The organism is Citreicoccus inhibens, assembly GCF_019039035.1.
GTDB classification, from domain to species: Bacteria; Myxococcota; Myxococcia; order Myxococcales; family Myxococcaceae; genus Citreicoccus; species Citreicoccus inhibens.
The window spans coordinates 28,098-43,119 of record NZ_JAHNZT010000015.1; the positions used below are offsets into that span (position 1 = coordinate 28,098).

The 15,022-nt window shown below is 69.2% G+C and carries 15 protein-coding genes; 6 read left to right on the forward strand and 9 right to left on the reverse strand.

Translation table 11 applies throughout. The features are described 5' to 3' along the window. Positions 1–100: 100 nt before the first annotated feature. The 4 genes from infB to KRR26_RS18965 form a co-directional block, all read right to left on the reverse strand. The gene (infB, locus tag KRR26_RS18950; RefSeq protein WP_120202070.1) at positions 101–3,274 is read right to left on the reverse strand and encodes a translation initiation factor IF-2; all 3,174 of its coding nucleotides are present in this window, start codon (positions 3,272–3,274) and stop codon (positions 101–103) included. Positions 3,275–3,352: 78 nt separating this feature from the next. After that, positions 3,353–3,694, reverse strand: a complete 342-nt coding sequence (locus KRR26_RS18955) for a YlxR family protein (RefSeq protein WP_120202072.1) — start codon at positions 3,692–3,694, stop codon at positions 3,353–3,355. Positions 3,695–3,711: 17 nt separating this feature from the next. Then, positions 3,712–5,415, reverse strand: a complete 1,704-nt coding sequence (nusA, locus tag KRR26_RS18960; RefSeq protein ID WP_120202074.1) for a transcription termination factor NusA — start codon at positions 5,413–5,415, stop codon at positions 3,712–3,714. Positions 5,416–5,477: 62 nt separating this feature from the next. Further along, positions 5,478–5,963 (reverse strand): ribosome maturation factor RimP, encoded by a 486-nt coding sequence (locus KRR26_RS18965; RefSeq protein ID WP_120202077.1) that lies wholly within the window; start codon positions 5,961–5,963, stop codon positions 5,478–5,480. Between the two features lie 206 nt (positions 5,964–6,169). Here KRR26_RS18965 and KRR26_RS18970 point away from each other — a divergent pair, with 206 nt between their 5' ends. From KRR26_RS18970 to KRR26_RS37655, 6 genes are all read left to right on the forward strand, one after another. Further along, a complete protein-coding gene (locus tag KRR26_RS18970; RefSeq protein ID WP_120202079.1) occupies positions 6,170–6,973 on the forward strand; it encodes a carbon-nitrogen hydrolase family protein in 804 nt (267 codons plus the stop codon). A gap of 91 nt (positions 6,974–7,064) precedes the next feature. Further along, positions 7,065–7,496: a FecR domain-containing protein gene (locus tag KRR26_RS18975; protein WP_199723662.1), complete on the forward strand. Its 432-nt coding sequence runs from the start codon at positions 7,065–7,067 to the stop codon at positions 7,494–7,496. Next, positions 7,493–8,395, forward strand: coding sequence for a LysM peptidoglycan-binding domain-containing protein (locus KRR26_RS18980; RefSeq protein WP_120202084.1), 903 nt, complete (start codon positions 7,493–7,495; stop codon positions 8,393–8,395). The genes KRR26_RS18975 and KRR26_RS18980 overlap by 4 nt, the downstream gene beginning before the upstream one ends. Before the next feature lie 21 nt (positions 8,396–8,416). Further along, complete coding sequence (locus KRR26_RS18985) at positions 8,417–10,129, forward strand: HD domain-containing phosphohydrolase (RefSeq protein ID WP_120202087.1); 1,713 nt, start codon at positions 8,417–8,419, stop codon at positions 10,127–10,129. Between the two features lie 83 nt (positions 10,130–10,212). Then, positions 10,213–10,554, forward strand: a complete 342-nt coding sequence (locus KRR26_RS18990; protein ID WP_120202089.1) for a DUF971 domain-containing protein — start codon at positions 10,213–10,215, stop codon at positions 10,552–10,554. Between the two features lie 20 nt (positions 10,555–10,574). Beyond that, positions 10,575–11,339, forward strand: coding sequence for a PEGA domain-containing protein (locus KRR26_RS37655; protein WP_147422869.1), 765 nt, complete (start codon positions 10,575–10,577; stop codon positions 11,337–11,339). A 7-nt stretch (positions 11,340–11,346) separates the two neighbouring features. Here the strand turns inward: KRR26_RS37655 and KRR26_RS19000 are convergent, their stop codons facing one another. The 5 genes from KRR26_RS19000 to KRR26_RS19020 form a co-directional block, all read right to left on the reverse strand. Next, complete coding sequence (locus KRR26_RS19000) at positions 11,347–11,862, reverse strand: ClpXP protease specificity-enhancing factor SspB (RefSeq protein ID WP_120202093.1); 516 nt, start codon at positions 11,860–11,862, stop codon at positions 11,347–11,349. Between the two features lie 37 nt (positions 11,863–11,899). Next, positions 11,900–12,385, reverse strand: coding sequence for an SsrA-binding protein SmpB (gene smpB, locus KRR26_RS19005; protein ID WP_120202095.1), 486 nt, complete (start codon positions 12,383–12,385; stop codon positions 11,900–11,902). Between the two features lie 16 nt (positions 12,386–12,401). Next, positions 12,402–13,256: a pantoate--beta-alanine ligase gene (gene panC / locus KRR26_RS19010; protein ID WP_217080469.1), complete on the reverse strand. Its 855-nt coding sequence runs from the start codon at positions 13,254–13,256 to the stop codon at positions 12,402–12,404. A 2-nt stretch (positions 13,257–13,258) separates the two neighbouring features. Next, positions 13,259–14,170, reverse strand: a complete 912-nt coding sequence (gene panB / locus KRR26_RS19015) for a 3-methyl-2-oxobutanoate hydroxymethyltransferase (protein WP_120202099.1) — start codon at positions 14,168–14,170, stop codon at positions 13,259–13,261. 172 nt (positions 14,171–14,342) lie between these two features. After that, the gene (locus tag KRR26_RS19020; RefSeq protein ID WP_120202102.1) at positions 14,343–14,987 is read right to left on the reverse strand and encodes a deoxynucleoside kinase; all 645 of its coding nucleotides are present in this window, start codon (positions 14,985–14,987) and stop codon (positions 14,343–14,345) included. Positions 14,988–15,022 lie beyond the last annotated feature (35 nt).

Consider the following 15,022-nt stretch of genomic DNA (forward strand, 5'->3'; position numbering starts at 1 on the left):
CTGGACGACCGCCCACTCAAGAGGCGGTCGTCGCAGCATCGTCAGCCCTGGGAAGGTTGGGTTCCTTCCCAGGGGGCGTCGAGGGTGCTCAGCGCCTCGGCTAGTTGAGGCTCTGGCGGGTCTCTTCGATCTCGTAGGCCTCGATGATGTCACCGGGCTTGAGGTCGTTGAAGTTCTCGATGCCGATACCGCATTCGAAGCCCTGCGCGACCTCCTTGACGTCATCCTTGAAGCGACGCAGCGAGGCCATCTTTCCTGCGAACAGCTGCTTGTTCTCGCGCATGAGGCGCACGAGCGAGCCACGCTTGATGACGCCATCCAACACGGCGGCACCGGCGATCGTTCCCAGGCGGGGCACGTTGAAGGTGTTGCGCACCTCCGCGCGACCCAGCTTGCGCTCGGTGCGGATGGGCTCCAGGAGCTCCTCCATCCGAGTGCGAACCCCGTCGATGAGCTCGTAGATGATGGAGTACGTCTGGAGCTTCACCTCCTGCGCCTTGGCCGCGGCCTCCGCGCCGGACTCCGGCTTCACGTTGAAGCCCACGACGAGCCCCTTCGAGGCGCCCGCGCGCATGACGTCCGTCTCGGTGATGGCGCCCACGCCGGTCTGGATGATCTCCGTCCGGACCTTGTGGGTGGACAGCTTCTCCACCGCCTGACGCACGGCCTCGGCCGAGCCCTGCACGTCCGCCTTGATGACGACGCGCAGCTCCTTGGGACCGCCGCCCGCCTTCGTCTTGGCGAACAACTGCTCCAGGGACTCGCGGCTGACGTTGCTGAGCTCGGACTGACGCTCCTTCATGCCGCGGTGCTCGGCGATCTGCTTGGCCGCCTTCTCGTCGGACACCACGTTGATGGCGTCGCCCGCGGTGGGCACGCCGGACAGGCCGACGACCTCCGCGCAGTAGCCCGGCTTGACTTCCTTCACCTGCTCGCCGCGGCTGTTGTTCATCGCGCGGACGCGGCCGTAGTGCGTTCCGGTGACGATGGCGTCGCCCAGCTTCAGCGTGCCCTCCTGCACCAGCACCGTGGCCACCGGGCCCCGGCCGCGCTCCAGCTTCGCCTCGACGATGGCGCCCACCGACGGACGCGTCGGGTTGGCCGTCAGCTCGAGCACCTCGGCCTGCAGGGCCAGGTTCTCCAGGAGCAGGTCCAGGTTCTGCTTCGTCTTGGCCGACACGGGCACCATGATGGTGTCGCCGCCCCACTCTTCAGGCGTCAGCTCGTGGTTGGCTAGGTCCTTCTTCACGCGGTCCAGGTTGGCGCCCGGCACGTCGATCTTGTTGATGGCGACGACGATGGGCACTTCGGCCTGCTTCGCGTGCTTGATGGCCTCCACCGTCTGCGGCATCACGCCGTCGTCGGCGGCCACCACCAGCACCACGATGTCCGTCACGTTCGCGCCGCGAGCGCGCATGGACGTGAAGGCCTCGTGGCCCGGCGTATCCAGGAACGTCACGTCACCGCGCGACGTCGTCACGCTGTACGCGCCGATGTGCTGGGTGATGCCACCGGCCTCGCCGCTCGCCACGTTGGCCTGCCGGATGGCGTCCAGGAGGCTCGTCTTGCCGTGGTCGACGTGGCCCATGATGGTGACGACCGGCGGGCGCGGACGCTCGTCCTCGGGACGGGCGACCACCTCGGGCAGGTAGTCCTCCACCTCGAAGCCCACGCGCTCGACCTTCCAGCCGTAGTCGACGGCGATGAGCTCCGCGGTGGCCGCGTCGATGACCTGGTTCGCGGTGGCCATCTTCTGCATGCCCATCAGCTTCTTGATGATGTCCGCGGTGCGCACACCCATGCGCTGGCCCAGGTCGGAGACGCTGATGCCCTCCTGGAGCTTGATGACCTTCTTCTCCTCGGCCATCTGGGTGATCTGGGTCTTGGCGCCCTTCTTCGTCGGCTTCTTCTTCTTGCCGCGAATGGGGATGGCGACCCGCCCCCAGACCATGTCGGACAGCTCCTGCTTCGACACGCTGGTGGTCTCACCGCCCGTGCGCTTGCGCTGGCCCCGCTCCTTGTTCTTGGAGACGTCCACCAGCTCGCGGCCACGGCCCAGGTGATCCGGGACGACCTTGTACTCACGCTTCTCGGTGCCGAGCGCCGTGCGACCCGGGGCCATGGGGTACTGCTTGGCCTGGGTCGTGGTCGGCGTCACCCGGCGAACCTGGATGAGCGGACGCGAGATGACGACGGCCTGCGTGGCCGTGGGGCGCGCCGGAGCGGCGCCCGGCGCCACCGGGGCGTGCGGGATGCCGCCCACCATGATGGTGGGAGCGCCCGGCGCCGCGGGCTGCGACGAAGGAGAACCCGTCGCCTGGAGCGGGCTCGAGGGGCGCACGGGGCCCTGACCTGGACGTCCCTGCATGGGCCCACCCGGGCGTCCGCCCTGGCCACCAGGCCCCCCCGGACGACCACCCGGGCCGCCGGGTCCACCCGGGCGTCCACCCGGGCCACCGGGACCACCCGGACGACCACCCTGGCCACCGGGTCCACCCGGCCGTCCGCCCCCAGGTCCACCGACGCGCGGCACGTAGCCGGAGCCGCGGGAGATGACCGTCGCGGACGTCGACGAGGAAGAAGAAGGCGTCCGAACGGTGGGCGGGACAGGTGAACGCGAGGGGGGTTGGGGCAAGTGGGTACTCTCCTGGGCAGGCGTGCGCGGAGGCGCGGCCGGAGGCGGCGCCGCTGCGCGAGGAGCCTCCACCGCCGGGGGCGGCGTGGGGGCGGGAGTCGGTGAAGGGGTTGCAGTCGCCGCCGCGACCGGGGCCTCAGGGGCCGGGGTCGCCGCAGCGGCGGGAGGAGGTGCCTGGGGCGCGGAGACCGCGGCCGGAGCCTCGGACACCGGGGCCTCGACGGCGTGGGGCACCTCGACAGAGGGAGGAGGCTCGGCCGCAGACGGCGCAGCCACATGGGCGGGCTCGGCCTCGACAGCGGCGGGCACCTCCATGGCGGGCTCGTACGCATCTGGAGCGGACTCGGCCGCGCCGTGCGCCCCCTCGCTCATCGAGTCGGCGGACGCTCCAGCGGGCGGACCCACCTTGCGGCGCACGACGAAGCCCTTGGCCGCCACGGGAGGAGCGGCCTGCTTGGGCTTGCGCTTGTCCAAGATCTTCTGGACGGCAGCGGTCGCTTGGTCGTCATCGAGCGAGGACGAGTGGCTCTTGACGTCGTAACCGAGCCCAGCGAGCTCGGTGACGACCTCCTTGTTGTCGAGCTCAATCCCGTGGCTCTTGAGCTCCTTGGCGATTTCGTGGACGCGCTTCTTCGACATACTTTGATTGGCCTTCTGCTCCGCCGATACCGGGGCGCAGCACCCTAGTCCAAACCCGAAAATGTGTGCGAGTGGTCCTTAACCCCCACTCCCCCCCGACACCCCACCACCACCCTCTGACCCAGGCTTCCATGCACGCCCGAGCTGCGACGGGTCAACCTGCCCCGCCTTTCCACGAAAGGCACGTCCAAACGCCTTCCGCTTCAGCGCCGCCGTCAGACAACCGGCACCGCAGAGGTACGCACCTCTTCCGGGCAGTCTCCGTTTCCCGTCCGCGACCACGACGCCCTGGGGACCTACCACGAACCGGGTCAGCTCCGCCTGGGGTCGCCGCAAACCGCACCCGACGCATGCGCGCATCGGGCCTGACGCAACGGACTCCGTCCTATAATCCGCAGAGCGGCCGGGTGCTCGCCGCATCGCCCCTTCCTCCTAGCTTACGGTGACTTGGTGACGTCCGCGCCGCCCGACGGCTCCGCGGGAGGAGTCATCGTCCCCCGCTCGGCATTCAGTTCGGCGCGCAGCTTGGCCTCCTCCACGAGGTAGTTCTCTGCCGCGCTCTTCAACTGGCGGGCCTTCTTGATGCCCACGCCGGGCACATCGCCCAGCTTCGCCAGATCCTTCTCGTTGGCGATGTCTTCCACCGTGCGGTAGCCCGCCAGCATCAGCTGCTCGATGGTCTTCTCGCCGACGCCACGCACGCGCGCCATGCGCTCGGCCTGGGACAGCTCGTCCGGGTGGCGGCGAGCCTCGGCCAGTCGGGCCTGCTCCCGCTCGTAGTCCATGCGGGACAGCTCCGCGTGGTCCTCGGCCATCCGCTTGCGCGCGGCCTCCTGCATGGCCGGGATGCGCGCCGGATCGATGCCCGGGATTTGCGCCACGACCTCGGCGTTCGCCTCGGCCACGTCCTTGGCCTGGCGGAAGCCGTGCGCGTAGAGCGTCTCGATGAGCATCTCGTTGACGCCCGGCAGCGAGCCCAGCGAGCGGTTGGCGAACTCGCGCATCTCGCGCACGCGGCTCTCGCTGTTGATGTCCAGCTTCCAGCCCGTGAGCTGCGCCGCCAGGCGCACGTTCTGACCGCGCCGGCCAATGGCCAGGCTGAGCTGGTCATCCGGAACGATGAGCTCCATCGCGTGGTTGGCCTCGTCGATGATGACGCGGCTGACCTCCGCGGGGGCCAGGGCCGAGCACACGAAGCGGGCCGGATCCTCGTCGAACGGGACGATGTCGATCTTCTCGCCGCGCAGCTCCTGCACGACCGCCTGCACGCGGCTGCCCTTCATGCCCACGCACGCGCCCACCGGATCCACGTCCGAGTCGCGGCTGGACACGGCGATCTTCGCGCGGCCACCCGGCTCGCGCGCCGCCGCCTCGATGACCACGATGCCCTCGGCGATCTCCGGGACTTCCATCTCGAAGAGCTTGGTGAGCAGGTTCACCGACGCGCGGCTGAGGACGATCTGCGGTCCCTTGGACTCGCGCAGCACGTCCAGCACGTAGGCCTGGACACGGTCGCCCGGGCGGTACGTCTCGCGCGGCACCTGCTCGCGCACCGGCAACACGGCCTCGGCGCGGCCCAGGTCCACGATGATGTTGCCGCGCTCGAACCGGCGGGCGATGCCCGTGACGATCTCGTTCTTGCGGTCGCGGTACTCGTTGAAGACGTTCTCGCGCTCGGCGTCGCGCGTGCGCTGGAGGATGACCTGCTTGGCCGTCTGCGCGGCGATGCGGCCGAAGCCCCGGCGGAACGTCTTCAGGCGGAGGATGTCCCCGTACTGGTCGTCCTGCGCCTTCGCCTCGGCGGCGTCCTCATCGCGGTAGAAGATCTGGAAGACGAGCTCGTCACCGGGCTCCACTTCCATGCCCTTCTTGTGGGACTCGGCCATGGTGATCTGGTTCACCGCCTGAACCGGATCCGTGATCTCCTCGACGACGGTGATGGCCTGGAACAGCTCCACCACCCCCTTCTCGACGTCGTACTTGGCCTCGAGGTTGCGGTCCTGGCCGAAGTGCTTCTTCGCCGCGGTCTTCATCGCGTCTTCCAGCGTGGCGATGAGAACGGACCGCTCGATGCCCTTGTCCTTGGCGACCTGATCGAGGACGAGGTTGAGGTTGACGGCCGGGTTGGCTTGCGTGGGCATGGTCTTCTCCGAAAGGGTCCACGGGTGCCCCGGCACGAACGGGGCGCCCTGTATGTCGACGTCTAGAACTCGAACTCCAGATGGGCCTTGGCGATGTCCTTGAAGGCGATGCGGAAGCTTCCCGCCCCTTCAACGTCCACCGAGATGGCGTCGGCCGCCACCTCGGTGAGCGTGCCGGTGAAGTTCTTGCGTGGAGGCTCGCCCAGGGGGCCGAAGGTCTTCACCTTGATCTTCTGGCCCTTCACCCGCTCGAAGTGCGCCGGCTTGCTCAAGGGCCGGTTCACCCCGGGGCTGGACACTTCCAGGCTGTACTCGTGGGGGATGAAGTCCTCCACGTCGAGCACCGGATCCACGGCGCGCGACACCTGGCTGCACTCGTCCAGCCCCACCCGCCCACCCGGCTTGTCGATGAAGAGACGAAGCACCCAGCCTTCGCGCTCGCGGACGAACTCCAGGTCCACCAGCTCCAGGCCTTCGGCCGCGACGATGGGATCGAGCGCCGCGAGGGCCCGCTCCTCCACCGTCTGCTTGAGGTTCTTCGACTCCATACCGGGAAGCGTGTCTCCAAAAACGCAAAAAGCGGGCACGGCGGCCCACTTTTCGAAAGGAACTGCGTCGAAAAATGTCGGGGGCGTCCGTAACACACGCTCCCTCGGGGTGTAAAGGAAGGACGCACCTCGCCTTCCCGCACCTCGCCTTCGCCGCGCGAGGATTCCCGGGGGTTTACGCGTGTGCAGGGAGATATAACGTCCCCATGCACCTCGTCGCCGCCGCCCAGATGGTGTCCACCGCGGACAAGGTCCACAACCTCGAGACCGCCACCCGCCTCGTCAATCAAGCCGTCGACCTGGGAGCCCGCCTGGTCGGACTGCCGGAGAACTTCGCCTGGATGGGTCCCGAGCCGGAGCGTCCCGGCGCCGCCGAGTCCCTGGAGGGGCCCACGCTCAGCCGCATGGCGGAGCTGGCTCGGGCCCGGAAGGTCACCCTGCTGGCGGGCTCCGTGCTGGAGACCGGCGCGCCTGGGGGTCGCCTCTACAACACCAGCGTCCTGTTCGGGCCGGGCGGCGAGCGGCTCGCCGTCTACCGGAAGATGCACCTGTTCGACGTAGATGTGGGTGATGGGGCCACCTACCAGGAGTCCGCCGCCGTGGCGCCGGGCACCGAGGTCGTGGTCGCCGACACGGAGGTGGGCCGCCTGGGTCTGAGCGTCTGCTACGACCTGCGCTTCCCGGAGCTGTACCGTCGCCACGCTCGCGACGGGGCCACCCTGCTGGCCGTACCCGCCGCCTTCACCCTCATGACCGGGAAGGACCACTGGGAGGTCCTCCTGCGCGCGCGCGCCATCGAGAACCAGGCGTACGTGCTGGCGCCCGCGCAGGGCGGCAAGCACTCGGCCAACCGGATGACCTACGGCCACGCGATGGTGGTGGACCCGTGGGGGCTCGTCACCGCGAGGGCCTCGGAGGGCGAGGGACTGGCCGTGGCGCCCGTGGACCCGGAGCTCTTGGGGCGCATTCGACGCAACCTGCCGTGCCTCCAGCACCGTCGGCTGGACTAAGGTGTCCGGTCCGGTCCCCCTTCCCGGCCTGTCCTGGCTACACTGTGGCCTCCGGAACCTTCCCCTCGTGAACGGACGACGCTGGCTTCCCATGTTGTTCGCGCTCGCGCTCCCGGCCCTGACACCCGGCTGTTCCGCCGAGGAGAAGCCGTCGGCGTCCGTCTCCGCGCCCGTGCCCGCCGCCGTGGCGCGGGCGCACCTGCGCGAGCTCAAGGGCGACGTCCAGATCAAGCGGGCCAGCGCCGACGAGTGGAGCGCCGCGCGCGAGGGTCAGGCGCTCTATGAGAATGACAAGGTGCGAACAGAAGCAGGCGCGGGCGCCCAGGTCGTGTTCGCCAGCGGTAGCACGGTGCATCTGGGGGGCGACTCGCTGATTGGCATCGCCGAGACCAAACTCCGAACGGACGTCACCGTCCTTCGGGGCCGTATCGACGCCTCACTGGAGCAGCCCGCGACCCAGTCCCTGTCCGTCACCACTCCGGCCGCCACGGTGCGCGCCGGGAGGAAGATTGAATTCCAATGAAGGCCGCCCTCTTGCTCACCGCCTGGCTGGGGGCCGCCCCCGCGCCCACCGCGACGGTGGTGGTCCGCGAGCATGAGACGCTCGACGAGGTGGCCGCGCGCGCCCTGGACGGAGGGAGCGCCAGTGAGCTCAAGGCCCTCAATCAGCTCACCACGGACTCGGTGCCCGCTGGCACGCCGCTGAAGGTGCCCGGGCCGGATCGGCAGACGGCCCTCAAGGCGTTGGAGATTTCACGCACCGCCGTGCAGGGCGCACAGGACGAGGCGCGACGGAACCAGGCCGAGGCGCGCCTGAAGGATGCGGAAGCGCACTTCCAGCGCGCGCGCTACGGCGAGGCCATCCGGATGGCGGACGAGGTCTGGGCGCTGCTCAACCCGCCGCAACCCTCGAACTTCACCGTCGAGGTGGGCGGCGATGGCGGCAGCACCACCATCATCAACCGGCAGGGTCCCCCCGTCACCGTGGAGGCGAAGAACACCAGCCGGACGGTGACGCAGGGCGAGCGCGTCCTCGTGCGTCAGGGCGCCAGCGTTCCCGAGCCGCCCGAAGCGCCCGAGCCCTCGCAGCCCGCGGACAACCGACGTCTCGCGTTCCGTCCGGAGCAGGGACTGCTCGGGCCGGTGACGCTGGCTTGGGCGGCCGTGGAGGGTGCGGACGAGTACGAGGTGGAGGTCCTCGCGGAGCCCGCGACCCGACGTGGCGGGGCGCCCGTGGTGAAGCAGGCGGTGACGGCGCTGCAACTCGTGTTGCCCGGACTGCCCGCAGGACGTTACCGCTGGACGGTGCGGGCGCTGAGTCCGGCGCGGGGCAGGTCGGGGCCCTCGGTGGCACGGCATTTCGAGCTGGCCGCGAACACGCTCGAGCTCAACGTGAAGGTGAAGCAGGGCTGGCAGAAGTAGCCCTTTGCGAGGAGCCCCGCCGTGCGCCTGTTCAAAGCCATTCTCCTCCTGATGTCGGTGGCGGCCATCGTCCCCACGATGATGGTGGGCTACCTCTCGGTCACCCACACGCGCGAGCTGCTCGTGCGCGACGCCCAGGAGCTGGCCCAGGAGCGCGTGAAGCAGCTGCGGCTCAAGGCCGAGAACTTCCTCGATGAGCCCGCGCAGTTGGTGATGGGGCTGGCCCGCGTGCCGGGCGGCTTCTTCGAGCTGCCGCGCGACGCCCAGCGCTCGCACCTCGCCGCGGTGCTGACCCAACGCGCGGAGGTGCTCGCCATCACCGCGTTCGGCGCGAACAAGCAGCGGCTGCCTGGGCTCCAGGCCTTCGCGGTGCACGACGTGTCCCCCAGCGCCGTGGCCGAACACGAGGAGCGCGCTCGCGCCCTGCTCGACACCGACCCCACGGACCTGCGCCTCTCCGACGTGGTGATGCCCGCGGGAGGGGGCGGGCCCGTGGTGACGCTGGCCTTCCCGGTGGGCGAGCCCATTCAGGGCTACATCGCCGCGGACATCACGCTCTCCAACCTGCGGCAGATGCTGGCGCAGGAGCGCGTGGGGAGCACGGGCTTCGCGTACCTGGCGGACCGCCATGGGCACCTCATCACGGGCGGTGGCGACCTGGGGCGCGTGGGCGATGACGTGTCCAAGCGCAGCCCGGTGGCGCACCTGCTGAAACAACTGGCGGGCTCGCCGGACACGGAGCTGTTCCACGTGGGCAACTTCGGCGAGGGCCGCGACGCGGTGGTGGCCGCGTACACGGTGCTGCCCGAGGCGGGCTGGGCCATCGTGTCCGAGCAGCCCGTGGAGCACGCGTACCGGCAAGTGGAGACCATGGAGCGCCGCATCCTCTTGGGCCTGGGCGGCGCGCTGGGCGTGGCGCTCGCGCTGGCGGCGGTGTTCTCGCGAACCCTCACGCGTCCGCTGAAGGGATTCATCGCCGGCGCGCTGGAGCTGGCGCACGGCAAGTTCGGCGTCGAGGTGGACATCCGCCAGAAGAACGAGCTGGGGGAGCTGGCCCAGACGTTCAACTACATGAGCAAGCAGCTCATGGCCTACGACCTGGAGAACCGCGGCCTCTACGAGAGCCTGGAGAAGGGCTACCTGGAGACCATCGTCGCGCTGGCCAACTCCATCGACTCGAAGGACGCGTACACGCGCGGTCACAGCCAGCGCGTGGGCGACGTGGCGGTGGAGATTGGCCGCGAGATGAGCCTGACGGAGCGCGAGCTGCGCCAGCTCCAGTACGGCGGCATCCTCCACGACATCGGTAAGATTGGCATCGTGGAGTCCATCCTCTGCAAGCAGTCGCGGCTGACGGACCAGGAGATGGCCATCATGCGCGAGCACCCGTCCATCGGTGACGCCATCATCGGGCCGGTGAGCTTCCTGGGCGCGGTGCGCGCGTGCGTGCGGCACCACCACGAGCGCTGGGACGGCACTGGCTATCCCGACCGCATGAAGGGCGAGGACATCCCGCTGCTCGCGCGCATCGTGGCGTGCGCGGACACCTTCGATGCGTGCACCTCCACGCGCCCGTACCAGAAGGCCATGCCGCTCGAGAAGGCCATGGAGATTCTCGACAACCTCAGCGGCGCCCAGTTGGATCCTCGGGTGGTGCTCGCGCTGCGGCGGGTGCTGGGGCAGAAGGGCGTCCGGCTGGAGGGACATCGACTGCCCGTCAAGCTGGCCTCATAGCGGCCCCTCGGGCTTGCCCCCCACCAGAGCCGGAAGGATGGTAGGGAGGGCTCCTCGCTGTCGAGACTTCGGAAGGTGGACCGTTGAGCAGCTTTTGGGATCGCATCAAGCCCGCCCCCAAGCCCGTCACCGCCACGGACGCCCGGCTGTCGCCGGATGCCCAGCGCCTGACGCTCACCTGGGATGACGGAGTGCAGACGACCGCCACCGCGCAGGTGCTGCGTCAGCAGTGCCCCTGCGCCGCGTGCGTGGACGAGTGGACGAACAAACGCACGCTGGACCCGGCGAAGGTGCCAGCGGACCTGCGCGTGTTGCAAGTGCAACCGGTGGGCAACTACGCGCTGGCCTTCGTCTTCAGCGACCAGCACAACACCGGCATCTATCCCTGGAAGCACCTGCGCGACATCACCCAGCCCCAGGGCTGACGCGCCTCGGAGTGCCTCGCGTGACGCCTAGGAATCGGCCGCCCTCGCCTCCTCCTCACGCAGCTCACGACGACGCGCCGGGCACCTCGCCCCACGCGGAGGACGGCGAACCCGCGTGGGAGCCCTTGCCGGGAGGCCCCGCGTTGAGCGCGAGCGGTGCGCTGCTGCGCCCCTGCGCGCACTGCGGCGCCGCGCGTGACTCCGACGAGGGGCCGTGTGCTCGCTGCGGCGCGAGGCCTCACGCGGCAGCGTTCGCGCTGAAGTCCGCCGCCTCCGCGCCCCTGCCTCCTCCGCCCGCCGAAGAGCCCTTGCTGCTCGCGGAGGACCACCGGGCGGCTCGGACGGATTCGGCGGAACCCAGCGTGCTCGACACGCCGGGGGGCGCGCTGGAGCTGGAGGCCCGGGCGCCTCGTCCCGAGAGCACGTGGGACGTGGACCCGACCGCACCCGCGCGGGCACGGCGCCGCTGGGGTGGGCTCGTCATCGCGGTCTGCATCGCCGCGCTGCTCGCGGGGGCGGGCGTGTGGCTCTGGTCCCAGCTCCACCTGCAGGTGGAGCGGGCCCTGCGAGGCGGCGGCAACCCCATGCTGACCATCCGCAGCGAGCCGGACGGCGCCACCGTGCTGGTGGATGGCGTGTCCGTGGGCACGACGCCGCTCATGATGGACAACGTCTACCCGGACCACCCCATCCCCGTGCAGCTCAAGCTCAAGGGGTACCGCACATGGAAGGGGACGTTCACGGGCGCGGAGCCGGTGGACCTCAACGTCCGGCTCCAGCGCTGAGCCCAGGCTACTTCACGACGCGCAGGTGACCGCGGCGCGGCGTGGGCGGCTCGTCGCGAGGCCCTTCGGGAGTCACAGGGCTCACGGGGGGCTCTTCGGTCCGCTCGCTCGACACGTCGCGGAGGAACGGGCGCGGGCGCTCGGAGGCCACGGGCACCGGCACGGGCATGGGGGGGCGCGCGGCCGTCATGGGCGGCTGCGCGAAGAGTTCGGGCGGGAGGTCGTCGGGGTACAGCCACGACTCGCGCGTCACGTGGCTGGAGATCTCGAACAGCGCGGACCAGGGGACCGCCACGGTGAAGCGCGACCCCGCGAAGCTGAGCGTGGAGCGGATGCCCCACTCTCCCACCGCGAGGTCCGGCGGGTCGAAGCGGTAGGAGAGGTTGAGCCGCACGTCGGCCTCGCCTCTCAGCGACGGGGGCACGAGCACGCCGGGACGGCGCGCGTCCAGGCGGATCATCACCATCCCCTGGTCGAGCGCGGCCAGCAGCCGCTCCTTCTTGTCGAGAACCTTCTTGTCCATCCGGCTTGTTCGGCGGGAAGTATTTCGGGCGCGTGATTCACCGTCGGCGCATGGCCCGATCCAACTCCCGCTTCGTCTCCCGTTCCTTGATGTCCTGCCGCCGGTCGTCGTGCGTCTTGCCACGACACAGACCGAGCTCCACCTTGGCGCGCCCCTTCTTGAAGTACAGCACAAGCGGGATGATGGAATAACCGCGCTCGCGCACCTTCGCCGTCCAGCGATCGATCTCCGCGCGGTGCATCAGCACCTTGCGGCCTCGCGTGGGCAGGTGGTCGAAGACGCTGGCCGCCTTGTAGGAGCCGATGTGGGCGTTGAGCAGGAACAGCTCGGCGCCCTTCGGCAGTGCATAGGCGTCCGCCAGACTGGCCGTCCCGTCTCGGAGCGCCTTCACCTCGCTCCCGGTCAGCTCCAGCCCGGCCTCCACCTTTTCGTCCACGGTGTAGTCGAAGCGCGCACGCCGATTCTCGGCGATGATCTTCACCCCGGGCTCGCTGCCCAGCCCCTTCGACTTTCCACCCGCCATACCTTGCTCGCGTCTCCTATCCGCCCAGGGGCATGTTGTCGATGAGCCGCGTGGCGCCACTGAAGGCGGCCACCAGCACGCGCGCCGCCTGGCCCGGCGCGACCGTGGACAGGGGCACCAGCCGCTCCGCGTCCATCACTTCCACATAGTCTTCTCGAAGGTCCGCCGCTCGCAGCTCGCGACGGACGGCCTCCACCAGCGCCGGGGCTTCGTGTGTCCCCGAGGCGTAGAGGGCCTGGGCCGCCCGGAGTCCCCGGGACAGGGCCAGGGCCCGCTGCCGCTGCTCGGCGGACAAGTAGGCGTTCCGGCTGCTCATGGCCAGTCCATCCGCCTCGCGCACCGTCGGCATCCCGACGATGTCCACATCCAGGTACAGGTCGCGGTTGAGCGCCTTGATGACCTGGAGCTGCTGGTAGTCCTTCTCGCCGAACAGGGCCACCTGGGGGCGGAACAGGGTGAACAGGCGCGCGACGATGGTCGCCACGCCGCGGAAGTGTCCCGGACGCCGGGCGCCGCACAGCCCCTGGCTGACGTCCGTCACCTCCACGTAGGTCTGGTAGCCCGGCGGATACATCTCGCCGGGCTCCGGGGCGAAGACGGCCTCCACGCCCGCACTGGCGCAGCGGCCCAGGTCTCCATCGAAGTCACGCGGGTAGCGGCTCAGGTCCTCGTTGGGACCGAACTGCGTCGGGTTGACGAAGATGGAGGTGGCCACCACGTCCGCGCGCCGGCGTCCCTCGCGCATCAGGGACAGATGGCCCTCGTGCAAGTAGCCCATGGTGGGGACCAGGGCGATGCGACGGCCCTCGCGGTGGTGAGCGGCGGCCCACGACTTCACCTCCGCCACGGTGCGCAGGACGATGGGGGCCATGGTTAGACCGGCGCCCCGTAGATGGGCCCGACCTTCTCGCCCGAGCCTTCCGCCGTCTCCTCGACGCTCGTGTTGCCAGGGAGACTGGCGACGAGGCGGATGTTCTTGCTCGCCTTGAACGAGTGCTCCTCATCCGGGAACGTGCCCTGACGCACCTCGGAGAAGAACGTGCCCGTGGCCTCGGTGATGGCGCCGTACAGGTTGGCGAAGCGCTTGACGAACTTGGGCTTGAAGTCCGGGTTCATGCCCAACAGGTCGTAGCAAACGAGCACCTGACCATCGCAGTAGCGACCCGCGCCAATGCCGATGACCGGAATCTTCAGGCTCTGGGTGATGGTGCGCGCGACTTCCAGGGGCACGCCCTCCAGCACCAGCGAGTAGGCACCGGCCTCCTCTAGCGCGAGCGCGTCCTCCAGCAGCTTGCGCGCGGTGTCCTCGTCACGGCCCTGGACGACATAGCCGCCCATGCGGTGCACGGACTGCGGCGTGAGCCCCAGGTGGCCCATGACGGGGATGCTGGCCCGGACGATGGCTCGCACGGTGTCGGCGAACTCGGCGCCGCCCTCCAGCTTGATGCTGCCCACGCCGCCTTCCGACACCAGCCGCCCGGCGTTGCGCACCGCTTCCTGCGGCGACACCTGGTAGCTCATGAACGGGAGATCGCCCACCACGTGGGCCCGGCGCGCACCGCGGGACACCGCCGCGCAGTGGTACACCATCTGGTCCATGGTGACGGGCAGCGTGGAGTCGTGCCCTTGAATGACCATGCCCAGCGAGTCACCGACGAGCAGCACGTCCGCGCCGGCATCGTCGAGGATGTGGGCGAAGGTGGCGTCGTATGCGGTGACCATGCAGATCTTCTGACCGATCTGCTTGAGGCGCTTCAGCGTGTGGATGGTGACCTTGTCCTTCATGGTTCACCTCCTGTGGATGTAGCGGGTGGGTTGAGTTGCGCGCGGACCGTCCGCTTCTCACCGTCCCCATTCGGGGATCGCCGGAAACATGGGTGCCGCGTCCGCCACTCTAACGCCCTCGGGCCTCGCGTGGGGCCCGGAGTCGAGCAAGCATCCAGACGGGCGTTTGTTCTCAGCCTCGCCTTGACGGTTGCGGCAGATAGTGCTGGGTGCCCGTGCGCGCGTTCTCGATGGCCTTCAGCAGGTCTTCGCGGTCTGGCTCGTGGTTCACGAAGTCAATGTCCGACGTGTTCACCACCAAGAGCGGCGTCTCCGTGTAGTGGGAGAAGAAGTCGTTGTAGGAGTGGGTCAACGACTCCAGGTAGCCCGCGTCGAACTTCCGCTCGAACTCGCGCCCGCGCTTCTTGATGCGCTGCAGGAGCACGTCCAGGCGAGCCTGGAGGTAGATGACGAGATCCGGCTTGGTCACCCGAGGCCCGAGTGCCTCGAAGACGCGGTCGTAGAGCCCCAGCTCATCCGACGCCAACGTGAGGTTGGCGAAGATGCGGTCCTTGGCGAACAGGTAGTCGCTGATGGTGACCGAGCGAAACAGGTCCTGTTGAAACAGCTCCTGTTGCTGACGGAAGCGCGAGAGCAGGAAGAAGATCTGCGTCTGGAACGCGAACTTCTGACGGTCCGCGTAGAAGCTCGACAGGAAGGGGTTCTCCTCCACCACCTCGAGGATGCGCCGTCCACCGAGGCGCTCCGTGAGGATGTTGGCGAGACTCGTCTTCCCCACGCCGATGGGGCCTTCGACGACGATGTAGCGGTAGTCCATCGGCCGAGGCCTCCCGACCCCGGTGGTGACACACG

Coding starts and splice junctions, on each gene's coding strand:
- infB (WP_120202070.1), bottom strand. CDS start 3,274: ATGTCGAAGAAGCGCGTCCACGAAATCGCCAAGGAGCTCAAGAGCCAC.
- KRR26_RS18955 (WP_120202072.1), bottom strand. CDS start 3,694: ATGCGGCGAGCACCCGGCCGCTCTGCGGATTATAGGACGGAGTCCGTT.
- nusA (WP_120202074.1), bottom strand. CDS start 5,415: ATGCCCACGCAAGCCAACCCGGCCGTCAACCTCAACCTCGTCCTCGAT.
- KRR26_RS18965 (WP_120202077.1), bottom strand. CDS start 5,963: ATGGAGTCGAAGAACCTCAAGCAGACGGTGGAGGAGCGGGCCCTCGCG.
- KRR26_RS18970 (WP_120202079.1), top strand. CDS start 6,170: ATGCACCTCGTCGCCGCCGCCCAGATGGTGTCCACCGCGGACAAGGTC.
- KRR26_RS18975 (WP_199723662.1), top strand. CDS start 7,065: ATGTTGTTCGCGCTCGCGCTCCCGGCCCTGACACCCGGCTGTTCCGCC.
- KRR26_RS18980 (WP_120202084.1), top strand. CDS start 7,493: ATGAAGGCCGCCCTCTTGCTCACCGCCTGGCTGGGGGCCGCCCCCGCG.
- KRR26_RS19000 (WP_120202093.1), bottom strand. CDS start 11,862: ATGGACAAGAAGGTTCTCGACAAGAAGGAGCGGCTGCTGGCCGCGCTC.
- smpB (WP_120202095.1), bottom strand. CDS start 12,385: ATGGCGGGTGGAAAGTCGAAGGGGCTGGGCAGCGAGCCCGGGGTGAAG.
- panC (WP_217080469.1), bottom strand. CDS start 13,256: ATGGCCCCCATCGTCCTGCGCACCGTGGCGGAGGTGAAGTCGTGGGCC.
- panB (WP_120202099.1), bottom strand. CDS start 14,170: ATGAAGGACAAGGTCACCATCCACACGCTGAAGCGCCTCAAGCAGATC.
- KRR26_RS19020 (WP_120202102.1), bottom strand. CDS start 14,987: ATGGACTACCGCTACATCGTCGTCGAAGGCCCCATCGGCGTGGGGAAG.